The organism is Mycoavidus sp. B2-EB (assembly GCF_014218255.1).
GTDB lineage: Bacteria > Pseudomonadota > Gammaproteobacteria > Burkholderiales > Burkholderiaceae > Mycoavidus.
In genome coordinates this window covers 438802-456479 of record NZ_AP021872.1, presented here as the reverse complement: position 1 = coordinate 456479, position 17678 = coordinate 438802, and the positions used below count along the sequence as shown (strand labels likewise).

Sequence of the window (17678 nt, the reverse complement as noted above, 5' to 3'; positions counted from 1 at the left end):
CTCTGAATCTTCATTTAATCCTCGCTATCAAACACAGCCTTTAGGCGTTTTTCTAAAACGCTATAGATCAGAGCTCATCTAAAAAAAGCAACGATGTGCAAATGCCGCTGCTTAAATGGATAGATACACATGGAATCTTGTTGTATTAAAGGTATGCCTACCTCTAATGAACTAATTCGAGTGCCAGTATGGTTAAAGAAGAGTAGTCATAACAATGGAGTTCATATTTATTATTGCTGCTTATTTAGTAAAGAACGAATGTTTCTTTGGCCCATGAGTAGGAAATTAAAAAAGATCAGATACACGATACAGACTGGCAGAATAAAGATTTATAAGTACAGAAAGTCAAAAAATATCTAAAAAGACTTTTTTAAATATTTTCTATATATCCCGCAACAAATCAAAATAAATATTTTTCTTAATTTAAATTTTTTGATGGAATTCCATAAAAAACATTTCTTCATTTTGTTGCTTTTACACCACTGTATATTTAACCAGTTGTTGGTTGCTGTTTTTTCAAATTAAACTACCTACTGCTGACAAAGCAGCATTAAAGAAATAAATAAACAGCATAGTCTTTTTGGACTAACTCTATAATTTTCTTGGCAATAAGTAGAAGCAATTTTTGAGAGACATGAACGGTGATCATAAATCAAAAGAGGTTGGGTTATTTCTATGCTGTCTATACCCACAGAAAAATCTGCAAAGCCGCAGACCATTTAGATATTGATTCATCCATCATTACACGACAGATTAAGCTGTTGGAAAAAGAAATAGGACACAAACTATTTGAACGCCGCCCCCATATTGTTCTGACTGAGGCAGGAGAATTTTTGCTCAAATACTATCATGTGAATCGTAGCTTACAAGCAGATTTAGAAGTGTGCTTACAAGAATCAATCAATATGTGGCGCGGTACAATCCAGATTGCGACGTCACCTATATTTATCGATACATTGATGGACGATGTAATCAAAGAATTCTATTATCAATATCCTAAACTACAAATTAATATTCAAGAAGTTAAGGCATCTTCTCAGGTAGTGACTCAAATTCTCGAAGACGAAGCGCATATAGGAATGATGACTCATCATTCTCCACAAAATCCAGATGTTCATTATTGTGCGAGAGCGCTTTTACCCATACACTTATTGATAAGCAAATCCCACCCGCTAGCTGAAAAACAAAGTGTGACTTTTGCAGAAGCAACACGCTATCCACTTGCCATGCCACCTACTTCATTTAGTTTATGGGAAATGGTTCGTTTGGCAGAGCAATCAGAAAAGATTCAATTGACTCCAACATTTACGAGCGACTCTGTTTATGCTCGGAAAAAATTCGCTTCTTCTAACGATGGCGGGGCATTAATGTCCGCCTTGGCGGCACACCATGAAATCAATACGGGCCAACTGATTGCTCTAAAAATTGAGCATCCGGCTTTCATGTCTTCAGAATTTTGTTTAATTATTAGGCAGGGTAAACCACTCTCATCAGCAGTGCATCAATTGCTCAGATTACTCAGCTCGAAGCTATCCATTTTTGCACAGTCTTTAGAGAGCAACAAGAAGGATCTATGAATACTAAAAATCAGCGTTACAGCCCTAGCCGTAGAGAGATGATCAAAAAAATGATGAGTTTTAGCTCTGCAGCAGTTTGTGCGCCCTTTGTCATCACGCCCTCCAGAGGAGTCGCTCAAAAGCAACAAAGAATTGTTGTGCGTGATTCAGGTGGGATTATGTCCACGATATATCAAGATGTATTTTACAAGCCGTTTACACAGTCAACTGGTATTCAAGTTATTGGCACCGTAGCAAGTGTTGAACCAGCGGCACAAATTCGAACAATGGTCGATACTGGAGTTTTGCATTGGGATATGGCTGCTATTGGCCATAGATCAATCGCACTATTAACTGCTGACAAGGTTTATCTGGAACCACATGGACTCGAGCATGATCCTATTGTCTCGGCAATTCCCCCAAAATTCATATCGCCTTATGGGATTGGAACAAACGTCTATTCTACTGTGCTGGCATATCGTACTGATATCTTCAAAAAGCGCCCACCTCAAACGTGGGAAAATCTCTGGGATATAAATAAATTCCCTGGCCGCCGGGGGCTACGCAAACTCCCTTTTGACACCGTCGAAGAGGCTCTGATGGCTGATGGTGTATCTACGAAAAATGTCTATCCGTGCGATCTCGACCAAGCATTTCGTAGCCTTGACAGAATCAAGCCGTATACCTCTATCTGGTGGACAAATGCGCCTGAATCCGAACAATTACTCAAGTCTGGCGGGGTAGACCTCATGCCCTCTATTGTTTCTCGCGCACAAGCCGCGATAGATGCTGGTGCGCCGATAGCAATTTCATGGGACCAGCATATTTATGGATGTGACAGTTGGGCCATTTTGAAAGGAACGCCTAACGCTGACGCTTGCCGTGAATTTATCAAATTTACCTCCGATCCGAAGCGGCAAGCACTTCTCGCATCATATGGCGCAATCGGAGTAACCCAACCCGATGCTTTTAAATATATTGATCCAAAGCGCGCCAAACTACTTTCAACTCACCCTGAAAATCTTAAAAAAGGAATATTTATTGATGCGTCTTATTGGCTTAATGTACAAAGCACAGTTATTGAACGTTTTAGCCGATGGATGCTAAGTTAATTAAAAATCTAAGACACTTAGATATTAGCTGCGCTTTTAGATACGAGACCCCTTGATTTTCAAGGGGTCTATTTTATAACCCTTCTACATTAAGTGACAGTATTCTTTTAGGAGTGGAAGGCATGATTATCAATAATTATAGGTTACGCTGTTTCCACGCAGTTTACACCCATGGGAAAATTCGTAAAGCCGCAGATTATTTAAATACCGATTCATCCATCATTACGCGACAGATTAAGCTGTTTGAAAAGGAAATAGGACACAAATTATTTGAGCGTCGCCCCCGCGGAGTAGTCCCGACTGATACCGCTAAATTACTTTTTGAATATTACAAACGAGATCAAGAAGCACAAGCAGATTTAGAGCTTAGTTTACAAGAGTTAGGCGATTTGCAGCGTGGCTGTATTCAGCTTGCTGTACCTTATGCATATATTGATATGTTCATGAAAGACGTCCTTAACAGCTTCTGCGCAACACATCCTAATTTACATATTAGTATCAAAGAAATTAATGCAACCCCTCAGATCATTTCTACAGTACTTGAAGATGCTGCGCATATAGGTGCCATTCATCCCATTATCGATCACCCAGATATATGTTGCTATAAGCGCGCGTCCCTTCCAGTGCATATGTTAGTGGGCAAAGATCATCCGCTTGCTGACAAGCAAAAAATTCAATTCTCAGAAACAGCATGTTACTCGCTTGCACTGCCGCCAACTTCATGGGCTTTACGGCAAATGATCCAATCGGTAGAAATTTCAGAAAAAATTCAGTTAACACCAACCCTGATTAGCGACTCCACCGTCGTTAGAAAACAATTCGCCTGCATCGGCTCTGGCGGAACATTTATGCCAGCCTATATAGCCCGTCAAGAAATTGAGCTAGGTCAATTAACTGCTTTAGAGATCGACCACCCCGCTTTTATGGCCTCAGAATTTGGTTTGGTGGTAAGGAGGGGCAGGCAATTTTCACCCGCAGTTAATCAACTAATTAGGCTGCTTGCAGCAAAATTATCGATTTTTAAACAGTCACATTCATTAATTTATTAAGCTTTCTACAATCATCATGTAGGGAAAATTAGATGAGCGATCTTAGCCAACTACAAAATGCAGGCCGTCGTACTGTGATTAAAGTAGTAACTGCCGGTGCTGCTGCGCTAGTCTCAGCATTCGTTTCGACTCCCTCTCGGGCTAGCTCGAGGCAGAAAATTATTATTCGAGATCCAGGCGGAGTTATTAGTCAGATATATGAAAATGTCCTTTACAAACCTTTCACAAAGGCAACTGGCATTGAAGTTATAGGTGTCGCTGCAGGCCCAGAACCCATTGCGCAAATCCAGACGATGGTTAAATCCAAGACGTACCAATGGGATATGGCGCTCCTTAGCCAAGCTGCTATCCTGCTTTTATCAATAGATGACATGTATCTAGAAAAGCATGGACTTGAACATGATCCTGTCATTTCAGAAATTTCGCCGCAATTTAGATCGCCCTATGGAGTGGGGACCAATGTATGCAGTACCGTATTGGCCTATCGTACTGATGTGTTCAAAGGGCGTCAGGCACCGCAAACCTGGCGGGATATATGGGATGTAAATAATTTCCCTGGACGCCGGAGTTTACGTAAACATCCCTTCGACACTATCGAAATCGCGCTGATAGCCGATGATGTTTCGCTTAACAATGTTTATCCTTGCGACTTTAATAGGGCATTTGATAAGCTCAACAAAATTAAGCCTCATGTCGGAGCCTGGTGGACAAATGGGGCACAGAGCGAACACTTGTTAAAAACCGGAGAAATAGACATGATTCCGGTTTGGATTCCTCGCGTGCAGTCAGCAATCGATGCCGGTATGCCCGTTGCTTTTTCATGGCATCAACACATTTATGTATGTGATAGCTGGGCAATCTTGAAAGGTACGCCTAACGCTGATGCATGCCGCCAATTCATCCAATTTGCTTCCGATTCAAAGCTGGCCAAGCGCCTTCCCTCCCATCCAGATAACATCAAAAAAGGTTTATATAGCGATCCGTTATACTGGTCTAAGACTCAAAGTACAGCCATCGAACATTTTAATCAGTGGATGCTCAGTTAGCTAAACGCTTAACCTATTTGAACTTACTTGTACTAGGGCGTGTTGAGGTTTGTAATTTTCTGTGGTTGACTATGTGAAACATCACCCCCTAGTCTCGAGCAAGCTTGCCAGAGACAGACAATAATTCGTTAATTCCACTCGGGGCGTCAAATGCAGAATAAAAATCCAGATCGCAATAATCGCCGTAATGCAATTAAGGCCATCATTGCCGCAGGCGCAGCGGCAATTTCTATACCCTATATCATCACATCCCGGAAAACCACACCTTCAAAAAAAGTTACCACAAAACCCGCAGATCAGATTGTGATCCGCACTTCGGGCGGTAAAAGTCATTTGGCTTATACAGAAATACTCTTTGAGCCTTTTAGGAAAGAAACCGGTATTAAGGTAATCGGCATTCCGTCAAATGTAGAGCCTATTGCAGAAATTAAAACTATGGTCGATACAGGAGAGTACAAGTGGAATATGGCTTGCCTTGGTAATAGAGCTATTCCTGTGCTCGGGCAACAGGGTTATTTAGAGGCACATGGACTTGGAAACGATGATGCTGTCAAAAGCATTATGCCGCACCTTTTGTCAGACTATAGCGTTGGTATGAACGTCTACTCTATCGTACTCGCGTATCGCACAGATGCTTTTAGAGGACGCCCAACCCCAAAGACATGGATGGATTTTTGGGATATAAAAAATTTTCCTGGCCGCCGTAGTCTACGTAAAATCCCCTTCGATACCCTTGAAGAAGCTTTGCTAGCGGATGGTGTGCTTCCAACCGAAATCTACCCTTGCGACCTTAACCGTGCGTTTCGCAGCCTGGATAGAATCAAACCACATATCTCCAGTTGGTGGCAGAATACACCGCATGCCGAACAGCTATTAAAAACAGGCGAAGTAGATTTAATCCCCGCTTTTATAATTTCTACTATATCCGCTATTGATGCAGGCGCACCCGTTGCATTTTCATGGGACCAGCATATCTATGGATATGATAATTGGACGATTTTGAAGGGAACGCCTAATGCGGATGCTTGCCGTCAATTTATTCGATTTGCCACCGATCCAGAGCGGCAGGCACGCCTTATACCCTATGGAATTAGCCCTACACAGCCTAGCGCATTGGAACAAGACGTTTTGGAAAGAAACCGAATTGATCCAAAATATGTAAAGTTGCTGGCAACGTATCCAGACAATTTAAAAAAAGGGATGCCTAGCAACGGGTTGTATTGGGCAGATAAGCATAGCGCCATTATCGAACGCTTTAATCAGTGGATGCTAAGTTGACGGGACACTTAACTATTTGAGTTTACTTTCTTTCAAATAGTTAAGTTGGCGCCAACGTTGTACGATCAATTCGCAACTAATACACATAAGCAAAAGCCCCGCAGCAAAAAATTGCTGCGGGGCTTATAAACACTGGCGCGGCTGGCAGGATTCGAACCCACGACCCCTTGGTTCGTAGCCAAGTACTCTATCCAACTGAGCTACAGCCGCACACTAAGGCAGAGATTATAGCAGCTTGCTCTAAAGTTGAAAATGCCCTATTTCAAAGATTATTTCAATTTTCGCTATTCAATGGATCATGGGTATTCGCGCCAAATACCCGTTCGTGCAGTAAAGCAAGTTGGTCCCGAGTTTGTGCGGCTTGTTCAAACTCAAGATTTTTTGCGTGTGCCATCATCTGCTTTTCAAGCCGTTTGATTTCTTTAGCCAGCTGCTTCTCGCTCATCCCCTCAAATTTTGCGCGCTCTTGGGCGATCTTCAGTTCAGCACGCGCATCATCTACGTTATAGACACCGTCGATAATATCTTTGATTCGCTTCACGACCCCAGTCGGTGTAATTTGATGTGCTTCATTATGCGCAAGCTGTTTAGCACGCCGCCGCTCCGTTTCGGCGATGGCTCGTTGCATTGAACCGGTTATCGAGTCTGCATAAAGAATGGCTTTGCCATTTACATTTCGGGCCGCGCGGCCAATGGTTTGAATCAACGAGCGTTCCGCCCGCAAAAAACCTTCTTTATCCGCATCAAAAATCGTGACCAGCGAAACCTCTGGAATATCGAGCCCCTCGCGTAATAAATTAATCCCCACTAACACATCAAATACACCGAGCCGTAAATCACGGATAATTTCAACCCGCTCAACCGTCTCAATATCGCTATGCAAATAACGGACCTTAATCTTATGCTCAGATAAAAATTCAGTAAGCTGCTCGGCCATGCGCTTGGTTAATACTGTAATCAATACACGCTCGCCAACCTGCACGCGTTCATGAATTTCCGCTAATACATCATCCACCTGCGTGCGCGCCGGACGCACCTCAATTTCTGGATCAATCAAGCCAGTGGGGCGAACTAACTGCTCAACCACTTGCCCAGATACGCGTTTTTCGTAATCCGCAGGGGTCGCTGAAACAAAAATCACTTGGCGTAATTTGCGCTCGAATTCGGCAAATTTAAGGGGCCGGTTATCTAGCGCCGAAGGCAAGCGAAAACCATAATTCACCAGATTCTCTTTACGCGCTCGATCGCCGTTGTACATGCCATTTAATTGGCCAATCAGGACATGCGACTCGTCCAAAAACATCAAGGCATCCGGTGGTAGGTAGTCAACCAGCGTTGGCGGTGGCTCACCTGGAGCCGCCCCCGATAAATGGCGTGAATAGTTTTCAATGCCTTTGCAAAAACCGAGTTCTTGCAGCATTTCAAGATCAAAACGTGTGCGTTGCTCGATACGCTGCGCTTCCAACAACTTTGCTGAGCTATTAAAAAATTCAAGCCGCTCGCGTAATTCCGTTTTGATGGTTTCAATCGAGCGCAGCACTGTCTCGCGTGGCGTAACATAGTGAGAAGACGGGTATACAGTAAAGCGTAAAAGCTTGCGCCGGATTTGTCCTGTAAGCGGATCAAATAAATATAATGAATCAATCTCATCGTCGAACAAATCGACTCGCACGGCCATTTCCGCGTGTTCAGCGGGGAAAATATCGATCGTATCGCCTCGCACGCGAAAGGTGCCGCGCTGAAAGTCAGTTTCATTGCGCGTGTATTGCATTGAGATTAAGCGCACGATCATTTCTCGTTGACCTAACTTATCGCCCGTTCTCAACGTCAGAATCATTTGGTGATATTCACCTGGATTACCAATCCCGTAGATCGCTGACACCGTCGCTACAATGATCGTATCGCGCCGCTCTAGCAAACTTTTAGTTGCTGAAAGCCGCATTTGCTCAATATGTTCGTTAATTGACGAATCTTTTTCGATAAAAAGATCACGCTGTGGCACATAAGCTTCTGGCTGATAGTAGTCGTAATAAGACACGAAATATTCAACCGCATTACGTGGAAAGAAGTCACGAAATTCTGAATAGAGTTGTGCCGCAAGGGTTTTATTTGGCGCAAATACAATCGCTGGCCGCCCCAGCCTGGCAATCACATTCGCCATGGTATAAGTCTTACCCGAGCCGGTTACACCGAGTAGCGTCTGAAACAATAAGCCATCCTCAACTCCACTGAGTAACTGCTCAATCGCCTTTGGCTGATCGCCAGCAGGGAGATAAGGTTGATACAGTTGATAAGGAGAATCACCGAAAGTAACAAATTTGGATTCATCCAGCGTATCTTGAGTTTCCCGCAGATCAGTCATTTTAGATAAAATAGTGGGGTTAGTTTGGATACCATAGCGCCTAGCCCAGGTGACTACGTTGTTTTTTTAGGCACAACCTCCTTATTCTATCCTGTCCTTTATTCGAGCAGCTTTTATGAATCTCTTTTCCAACGTCGAACTCGCCCCGAATGATCCTATTTTGGGCCTCAATGAAACATTTAACGCTGATACACGGCCCACTAAGGTTAACCTCGGCATTGGTGTTTATACGAATGATGATGGACGCATTCCGCTATTACGCGCCGTACGTGAAGCGGAAAAAGCCCGCCTTGAGGCAGCCGCGCCTCGCGGTTATCTGCCCATCGATGGCATCACCACTTACAACGCTGCGGTGCAGAAATTATTATTTGGCGCAGCCTCTCCTCTGCTGGCGCAGGGCCGCATCGCCACGGTCCAAGCCTTAGGCGGCACAGGCGCCTTAAAAATCGGCGCGGATTTTCTGAAACGTTTAAACCCAAACGCCAAAGTCGCTGTCAGTAACCCCAGTTGGGAAAACCACCGCGCCCTCTTCCAAACCGCAGGCTTTGAAGTCGTCAGCTATCCTTATTACAGCGCTGAGACCCAAGATGTTGATTTTGCGAGCTTAGTTAACGCATTCAAGACCTATGCGCCAGGTACGATTGTGATATTACATGCCTGTTGTCACAACCCAACCGGGGTGGATCTCACCCTTGAGCAATGGCAACAGGTGGTGCAAATCGTCAAAGAACGTCAACTGGTTCCATTCCTTGATATTGCTTATCAAGGTTTTGGTGCAGGCATTGAAGAAGATGCTGCTGCGGTACGGCTGTTTGCTGAAGCGGGCATCAATAGTTTTGTCGCTAACTCATTTTCAAAATCGTTTTCGTTATATGGCGAGCGGGTTGGCGCACTTTCAGTCATCACCTCAAGTCAAGCTGAAACCTTGCGCGTACTGTCGCAACTCAAGCTGGTGATCCGCACCACCTATTCAAACCCGCCGACCCATGGCGGAGCCATTGTCGCCGCTATTTTAAATACACCAGAATTGCGCACGCTATGGGAACAAGAGTTAAGCGAAATGCGCGACCGGATTTTGTCAATGCGTGGCAGTCTCGTCGCCAAACTCAAACAATATGGGGCAAACCGTGACTTTGAATTTGTTAACCGCCAACGCGGCATGTTCTCTTATTCAGGTTTAAGCACTCAACATGTTGAGCGCTTAAAAACTGAATTTGGCATTTATGCGGTAGGTACCGGCCGCATCTGTGTTGCAGCGCTGAACACCAGAAATGTTGAAACTGTCGCACAGGCCATTACGCAGGTGCTCAATACAACTCTACCTAGATAAAAAAACCTCGCCTCACGCAGGCCGCAGACCCACGAGTTTGAATTTAAGCTCTGGTACGCGGCCGCGGCGAGCTCGCTTACCTAAAAAGGGTGCCAGCGCAGCAAGCGACAGAGTGGCTTCGGCCGGCTTGCCCGCACGCCCAACCCCCATCAAAACTAAACCGGCCGCTCCGAAAGCGACGGCTTGCAGCAGAGTCTCTCCGGCATCAAGTCCAATGAGAGTCACACCCCGCCCACCGCCCGCTAAAGTTTTCAGCTCATCTAAGTTAAATACAAGCAAACGGCCAGCGCTTGATAAGCACGCAACATAAGCGGCCTGCAGCAACAATGGCGCCGGCAATAACGGCGTGGCCTGCGCCTCAAGGGTCATAAATGCTTTACCCGCCTTAACCCGGCTCACCATGTCGCCAATCTTGGCGATAAAACCAAAACCGGTGCTCATCGAAAGTAAAAGCCGCTGTTCAAGCGGTGCCGCAAAGTAATGCAAAAGCTGCGTGCCTGCCGCCAACTCAAGCAACGAAGTAAGGGGTACCCCATCGCCACGCCCCCCGGGCAAGGTTGCAACCGGGACCGAATAAACCCGGCCATTGCTACCCCAGGCAATTAAAGTATCTGGCGTGCGGCATTCAAAAGCGCCGTACAACTGATCACTCGCCTTAAACGTAAATTGCGCGGTATCCAGTCCATGGCCCTTGTGCCCACGGACCCAGCCTTTTTGCGAAATAATCACGGTGATAGGTTCATCGACCACACGCGCCTCAATCACTGCGCGCCGTTCTTGTTGCATCAGCGTACGCCGCTCATCACCGTATTGTTTAGCATCCGCCTCTATCTCGCGGATGAGTAAGCGCTTCATTGCCGCCTCACTGCCAAGCAGCTCTTGCAGCTTGGCGCGCGCATCGCGCAATGCGGCTAACTCTTTTTCTAGCTTGATACTTTCGAGCCGCGCTAGCTGCCGCAAACGGATCTCAAGAATATCGTCCGCTTGCCGCTCACTTAAACCAAATGCATTGATCAATGCAGGCTTGGGTTCATCCGCTTCACGAATAATCCGAATCACTTCATCCAAATTCAAAAAGACAATCAACCGCCCTTCAAGAATATGAATGCGATCTTCCATCTTTGCTAGCCGAAAGCGGCTACGCCGCGTGATCGTGACAAAACGAAACGCCACCCATTCACGCAAAATCTCGAGCAATGGCTTTTGGCGCGGCCGGCCATCTGTGCCAATCATCACTAAATTGAGCGCAACATTGGACTCCATACTAGTGTGGGCAAGCAGCGTATTGATAAATTCATCGACCTCGATACGGCTTGATTTTGGCTCAAACACAAGACGCACCGCTGCCTCCCGCCCTGATTCATCACGTACCGTATCCAGCAATGAAAGGAGATGCTGCTTCGTCTGTTGTTGCTCTGGCGTGAGGGCTTTCTTACCGGATTTCAACTTTGGATTAGTCAGCTCCTCAATTTCTTCAAGCACCTTCTGCCCCGAGGCATTCGGCGGCAATTCGGTAATCACTAACTGCCATTGCCCACGCGCAAGCTCCTCAATTTTCCAGCGCGCGCGCACTTTCAGGCTGCCGCGCCCGGTTTGATAAGCGGCGGCTATTTCATCAGTGCTTGAAATAATTTGCCCCCCTCCCGGGAAATCCGGCCCGGGAAGGATTGTCATGAGTTCTGCATGAGAAATCTTTGGATTGCGAATCAGCGCAATCGCCGCTTGCGCCACTTCACGTAGATTGTGAGAGGGAATTTCAGTGGCTAAACCAACCGCAATTCCCGCAGCGCCATTCAGCAAGACAAAAGGCAAACGGGCCGGCAAGCCTCTCGGCTCTTCGTTCGACCCATCATAATTCGGCATGAAGTCGACCGTGCCTTCAGCTAGCTCGGCCAGCAAAAGCTGAGCAATTGGCGTCAAGCGCGCTTCGGTATAACGCATCGCAGCAGCGCCATCGCCATCACGCGAGCCAAAGTTGCCTTGGCCATCAATTAATGGGTAACGCAATGAAAAATCTTGCGCAAGCCGGACTAAAGCATCATAAGCCGATTGATCGCCGTGCGGGTGGTATTTACCCAGCACATCGCCCACTACGCGCGCCGATTTCACAGGTTTAGCGTCAGCGGCGAGTCCCATCTCATTCATGGCGAACAAAATACGGCGCTGTACGGGTTTTTGCCCATCGCCTACTTCGGGTAGCGCACGGCCTTTGACTACGCTGACTGCGTAGTCGAGATAAGCACGTTCTGCGTAGTCGCCAAGGGTTAGGAATTCAGTGTCTGCTCCGTTGGGGGCAATGAAGTTGATGTTTTGTTGTTCCATTCAATGTTTATTCAGTCATCGATCGATTAAGCTTTATAGAAAATGGCAGATTTTCTATTATAGAAATTGATTGCATAACGCTCCATTGCTTTTACACATCCGCCTCAACTTCATTCCCTTTCTCCTCAAGCCACCCACGCCGCGCAGCCGCCTCCCCTTTGCCCATCAGCATAGTCATCAGACCTACCGTTGCCTCAAACCCCAGCGCGCCCAAAGCAACTGGCAGCAAACGCCGAGTATCAGGGTTCATTGTCGTATCCCACAACTGCTCAGCACTCATTTCGCCTAGCCCTTTAAAACGGCTGATGCTCCATTGCTGTTCACGCACCCCATCTTTACTCAACTTATCGAGAATAGAGGCAAGTTCACTATCATCCAAAGCGTATAGTTTCTGTGCAGGCTTTTTGCCACGCGCAGGCACATCAACGCGGAATAATGGGGATTGTGCAATACATAAATGACCGCGCGCGATAAGCTGCGGAAAATGTTTAAAGAACAGCGTAATCAGTAATACTTGGATATGCGAGCCATCCACATCGGCATCGGACAGAATGCAGATCTTGCCATAGCGCAAGCCGGATAAATCGGGTGTATCCCCCGGACCATGCGGGTCGACCCCAATGGCTACTGCAATATCGTGCACTTCATTATTCGCAAAGAGCCGTTCGCGCTCCATTTCCCAAGTATTCAGGACTTTGCCACGCAAGGGCAGAATCGCTTGGAATTCTTTATCACGGCCCATTTTAGCGGAGCCGCCAGCAGAATCTCCTTCAACCAGAAACAACTCGTTGCGCGTGATCTCGGTCGATTCGCAATCGGTGAGTTTGCCCGGTAATACAGCCACCCCAGAGCTTTTACGTTTTTCTACTTTCTGGCTAGCGCGCGTACGGGCCTGCGCTTGTCGAATCACCAATTCGGCCAGTTTACGGCCGTACTCAACGTGTTGGTGCAACCATAATTCAAGTGCCGACCGCACAAAAGATGATACTAGCCTCACAGCATCGCGGCTATTTAAACGCTCTTTAATCTGCCCTTGAAATTGTGGATCAAGGACTTTGGCCGAGAGTAAAAATGAAACGCGCGAAAACACATCTTCCGCTAGCAGTTTAATCCCCTTGGGCAACAGACTATGCAGCTCGATAAAACCTTTAATCGCCTGAAACAGGCCATCGCGCAAGCCAGACTCATGCGTGCCGCCGGCGGAAGTGGGAATCAGATTGACATAGGATTCACGCACCAGCGGGCCTTCCTCACTCCAAGCGACGACCCAGGCCGCGCCCTCTCCTTCAGCGAAATTCTCGTCACCGTTACGGTTTGCGCCAACAAAACGCTCATCTTCAAAAAGCGGGATGAGGAGTTCAGCGCCTGCGAGTCCTTCTTGTAAATAACTGCGGAATCCATCTTCATATTGCCAGCGTTGCTGCTCTCCGGTTTTTTCAATGACAAGACAAACCTCAATGCCGGGTAATAAAACTGCTTTTGAACGGAGTAACCGTTGCAACTCTCCCACTGGCAAATGTGCCGCATCAAAGTATTTTGGATCCGGCCATGCGGTGACTCGCGTGCCGCATTTTTTTTCACCACGGCCCGCTGAGCGTACCACTAACGGCTGAGCGAGTTCACCCTGCACAAAACCAATTTGTGCGACTTTACCTTCGCGCCAAACAGTGACGTCTAGTCGCGTCGATAATGCATTGGTCACTGACACGCCCACACCATGCAAGCCCCCCGAGAAAGTGTAAGCGCCGCCTGCCGCTTTATCGAACTTCCCGCCCGCATGAAGCCGTGTAAAAACCAGTTCAACCACCGGCACGCCTTCTTCAGGATGCAAGCCAAATGGAATACCTCGCCCATCATCCTCAACGCTCACCGCGCCATCGATATGCAAAGTGACAATAATTTGCCGGCCATAACCACCCAGCGCTTCATCGGAGGCGTTATCGATCGCTTCTTGCACAATGTGCAAGGGGTTTTCAGTACGGGTATACATGCCGGGCCGCTGTTTGACCGGCTCCAAGCCCTTCAATACTTTAATCGATGCTTCGCTATATGCAGGTAGATTTCTTTTAATAGCCATGAGGAAAAAGGATAAAAATGTAGCGTATTTTTACAAATGTTTAAGCAAACTTTATCGTTGGATGCGCGGGAGTTTGTCATTCATTAAACAACGCTTGGCTTAGAATTTAAGTGAAATCTTCGCCATTCTATTTTGCTTCCAACGCTTGCCAGCGTTCAAGGGCCGCGAGCAATTCATCTTCTATCGCAGCATAACGCTCGGCCAGCCGCGCGCCTTGCTGTGCATCCTGCATAAAAATCGAGCCTTCTACAAGTTGTTCGTTGATGGCTTTTTGTTCAGCTTCAAGCGCAGCGATCTTAGCAGGTAAGGCACTCAACTCTTGCTGCTGCTTGTAAGACAGTTTCAGCGCGCGCTGTATCGGGCGCTCTTTGGATGCAGGAGTCACCGTATTCTTAGGCGTTCCGGCTGATGCACTTGGTCTTGCACGTGCATGCTGCCTCTGCCAATCTGCAAAACCACCTACATATTCACGCCACGCGCCATCGCCTTCGGCCACAATGACTGAGGTCACCACATTGTCTAAAAAGGTGCGATCGTGACTCACTAATAACACGGTGCCATCATAGTCGCCAAGTAACTCCTCAAGCAACTCAAGCGCGGGAATATCCAGATCATTGGTTGGTTCATCTAATACCAATACATTCGATGGACGGGCAAAGAGTTGCGCCAGCAACAGCCGGTTACGTTCACCACCGGATAGGGATTTTACCGGTGAGCGCGCGCGTTCAGGCGCAAATAGAAAATCCCCCAAATAACTCATTACATGCTTTTTTTTCCCATTGATCTCGACCCAATCACTGCCTGGACTAATGGTCTCAAGCAAGCTTTTCTCAGGATCAAGCTGCGCTCTCATTTGATCAAAATACGCAATATGAAGCTGAGTGCCAGTACGCGCCTGGCCTTGATCGGGTGACACAGTGCCTAGGATAAGCTTCAATAGTGTGGTTTTGCCGGCTCCGTTCGGACCGATTAAACCGATTCTGTCGCCACGCGTCACCGTCACTGAAAAATCTTTAATCAGTACACGAGTGCCATAGCGCTTAGATACCTCTTTGAGCTCAGCCACCAACTTGCCTGATTTGTCTGCTTGGCTGGCATTCAGTTTGAGATTGCCTTGCACTGAGCGCCGCTCAGCGCGGGCGGCGCGCATTTCAACTAAGCGCCCAATCCGGCTTACACTACGCGTGCGGCGCGCTTCAACCCCTTTACGAATCCAGATTTCTTCCTGCGCGAGTAATTTGTCGAATTTTGCATTCTCGATCCGCTCAATTTCTAGCTGCTGTGCTTTTTGGACCTGATAAGCACCAAAATTACCGGGGAAAGAGAGTAAACGGCCACGATCCAACTCAACAATGCGGGTCGCCACTCGATCCAGAAAAGACCGATCATGGGTAATGAATAAGACACTGGCGCGCTGTGCAATCAGTAACTCTTCAAGCCAGCGCATGCCAGCGAAATCAAGATGATTGGTGGGCTCGTCAAGCAATAATAAATCCGGGCGCGCCACCAGCGCGGCACCCAGCGCAACGCGTTTTTGCCCACCTCCCGAGAGAGCCTGCACCAGCGCCTTGCCATCCAACTCCAACTGCGTCAAAAGCGTCTCAACCCGGGCCGACCACTGCCATATATCAGCCGCATCCAGCTGGGCTTGCAGGTTTGTCATTTGCGTTAGCAGTGCATCATGTTGGTCCGCTTCTTGGATTTCAGCCAACTGCGTAGTCACAGCGTTAAATTTGTCAAGCAACGCACGGCCAGCGGCAAGCCCTGAGGCCACGGCCTCAAACACCGTTTCGCCCTCAGCGAAGACCGGTTCTTGCGGCACATACGCCGTGACTAGACCCTGCTGCCGCGCGCTCACCCCATCATCAGGCACAATCAACTGCGCCACGATTTTCAGCAGCGATGATTTGCCGGCCCCATTGCGGCCAATCAGGCCAACCCGCTCATTGGTTTCGATTGAGAAATCGGCGCGATCCAGCAGCGCCACGTGCCCAAACGCGAGTTGGGCACCGGTAATAGAAAAAAGTGGCATAGCGGCAGTCGTTCTAAGAAAACCAAGATTGTACCGCTAGCCCTTTCCTTAAGCTCAAATTGATTAACGATTGACCAGCTTCGCAGGCACCATCAGAGTGAGCACAGCCGCCAAGAAAAGCATTGAGGCCATAATACACAGACCAATATCCATGCTGTGCGTTAAGTCTTTAATGAAGCCAATGACATACGGACTGACAAAGCCGCCCAGGTTACCGAACGAATTGATAAGCCCAATCCCCGTTGCGGCTGCAATGCCACCCAAAAAGGAGGTGGGCAAACTCCAGAAAAGCGGCAACGAGCTCATCACTCCCATAGCAGCAATCGTCATGCCACAGATCGTAATCACTACACTATGACTCCAAACAACGCTGGTGATGAGTCCCAAACCACCCATCATACAAGCCAAGACAAGATGCCAGCGTCTTTCACGATGTTTATCCGCGCTATACCCAAACAATGGTAAGGCAATCATTGCGGCTAGATAGGGAATCGCCGTTAACAGTCCAATATGCAGTGGATTTTTAACTCCGGTAGATTGAATAATGGTGGGCAACCAGAAACCAACCGTGTAAAAACCCATAATCAGGCAAAAATAAATGAACGTGAGAAACCAAACCCGGCCATTCGTGAGCACGGTGCGAAACGAGTATGGCAGTTTGTGTGCGCTATCTTCGTGGATGCGCTGAGCAAGCAGATCTTTTTCCTCTGTAGAGAGCCATTTTGCATGACTAATTCGATCCGTTAATACGAAAAACGCCGCGCAACCAATAAAGATGGCGGGAATACCTTCCAGTAGAAAGAGCCATTGCCAACCCGCCAGGTTATATATGCCATTAAAGCTCTGCATAATCCAGCCCGACACAGGAGCGCCAATCAATCCTGAAAGCGGAGCGCCTAATGTGAAAATCGTTAGGATTTTGCCGCGTCGATAGGATGGATACCAATAAGTGAGGTATAAAATAACGCCTGGATAAAATCCGGCCTCGGCAATACCCAGCAGCAGACGGAGAACATAAAAAGTAAATGGAGTTTTGGCAAACATCATGGCTGCCGAGATAATGCCCCAGGAGATCATGATACGCGCCATCCAAAGGCGCGCCCCAAGCCGGTGCAGCAATACATTACTCGGTATTTCAACCAGAAAATAAGAAATAAAAAATAACCCCGCGCCCAGGCCATAAATGGCCTCGCTAAAACCCAGGTCAGCCGACATTTGCAGCTTAGCAAAACCAACGTTTACGCGATCTAGCCAAGCAATCAAATAGCTGAGCACCAGGAAAGGCACCAGTCGCAACGTCACTTTCTTATACGCTTGCGCCTCTAAATGACTAGGCGCTGCATGCATAGCAATATTTCCATCAGACATATTGGTCTCCATTCCTATTTAGTTTTAGAGCTAAATAAAATCCAGCTTGAAAGAAATATAATCCGAAATCCCCTGAATTTCAGCGTTATGTGAGTATAGCTTATTAAATCAATTGTTTTGTTTCCGCACGGCTCAGGCATGCAGAG

The 17678-nt window shown here is 47.3% G+C and carries 11 protein-coding genes and 1 tRNA gene; 6 read left to right on the top strand and 6 right to left on the bottom strand.

What is annotated here, in order from left to right:
• Positions 1-641: 641 nt before the first annotated feature.
• From MPB2EB_RS02035 to MPB2EB_RS02015, 5 genes are all read left to right on the top strand, one after another.
• Positions 642-1577 (top strand): LysR family transcriptional regulator, encoded by a 936-nt coding sequence (locus MPB2EB_RS02035; RefSeq protein ID WP_185182211.1) that lies wholly within the window; start codon positions 642-644, stop codon positions 1575-1577.
• Positions 1574-2668 (top strand): ABC transporter substrate-binding protein, encoded by a 1095-nt coding sequence (locus MPB2EB_RS02030; protein ID WP_185182210.1) that lies wholly within the window; start codon positions 1574-1576, stop codon positions 2666-2668. The genes MPB2EB_RS02035 and MPB2EB_RS02030 overlap by 4 nt, the downstream gene beginning before the upstream one ends.
• A gap of 122 nt (positions 2669-2790) precedes the next feature.
• Positions 2791-3717: a LysR family transcriptional regulator gene (locus MPB2EB_RS02025; RefSeq protein ID WP_185182209.1), complete on the top strand. Its 927-nt coding sequence runs from the start codon at positions 2791-2793 to the stop codon at positions 3715-3717.
• Between the two features lie 32 nt (positions 3718-3749).
• A complete protein-coding gene (locus MPB2EB_RS02020) occupies positions 3750-4763 on the top strand; it encodes an ABC transporter substrate-binding protein (protein ID WP_185182208.1) in 1014 nt (337 codons plus the stop codon).
• A gap of 150 nt (positions 4764-4913) precedes the next feature.
• Positions 4914-6041 carry an ABC transporter substrate-binding protein gene (locus tag MPB2EB_RS02015; protein WP_185182207.1) on the top strand — a complete coding sequence of 376 codons (1128 nt, stop codon included), beginning with the start codon at positions 4914-4916 and terminating at the stop codon, positions 6039-6041.
• Between the two features lie 133 nt (positions 6042-6174).
• Here the strand turns inward: MPB2EB_RS02015 and MPB2EB_RS02010 are convergent.
• Together MPB2EB_RS02010 and uvrB are read right to left on the bottom strand one after the other, a co-directional pair.
• Positions 6175-6251, bottom strand: a tRNA-Arg gene (locus tag MPB2EB_RS02010).
• Between the two features lie 64 nt (positions 6252-6315).
• The gene (uvrB, locus tag MPB2EB_RS02005; protein ID WP_185182206.1) at positions 6316-8403 is read right to left on the bottom strand and encodes an excinuclease ABC subunit UvrB; all 2088 of its coding nucleotides are present in this window, start codon (positions 8401-8403) and stop codon (positions 6316-6318) included.
• 115 nt (positions 8404-8518) lie between these two features.
• Between uvrB and MPB2EB_RS02000 the strand changes: the two genes are divergently transcribed.
• On the top strand, positions 8519-9733 hold the full coding sequence (locus MPB2EB_RS02000) for an amino acid aminotransferase (RefSeq protein ID WP_185182205.1): 1215 nt from the start codon (positions 8519-8521) through the stop codon (positions 9731-9733).
• Between the two features lie 12 nt (positions 9734-9745).
• Here the strand turns inward: MPB2EB_RS02000 and parC are convergent, their stop codons facing one another.
• From parC to MPB2EB_RS01980, 4 genes are all read right to left on the bottom strand, one after another.
• Entirely contained in the window at positions 9746-12055 is a 2310-nt protein-coding gene (parC, locus tag MPB2EB_RS01995; protein WP_185182204.1) for a DNA topoisomerase IV subunit A, read from the bottom strand.
• Positions 12056-12146: 91 nt separating this feature from the next.
• Complete coding sequence (locus MPB2EB_RS01990; RefSeq protein WP_185182203.1) at positions 12147-14132, bottom strand: DNA topoisomerase IV subunit B; 1986 nt, start codon at positions 14130-14132, stop codon at positions 12147-12149.
• A 127-nt stretch (positions 14133-14259) separates the two neighbouring features.
• On the bottom strand, positions 14260-16164 hold the full coding sequence (locus MPB2EB_RS01985; RefSeq protein ID WP_185182202.1) for an ATP-binding cassette domain-containing protein: 1905 nt from the start codon (positions 16162-16164) through the stop codon (positions 14260-14262).
• A 63-nt stretch (positions 16165-16227) separates the two neighbouring features.
• Positions 16228-17532, bottom strand: a complete 1305-nt coding sequence (locus MPB2EB_RS01980; protein WP_185182201.1) for an MFS transporter — start codon at positions 17530-17532, stop codon at positions 16228-16230.
• Between the last annotated feature and the right edge of the window lie 146 nt (positions 17533-17678).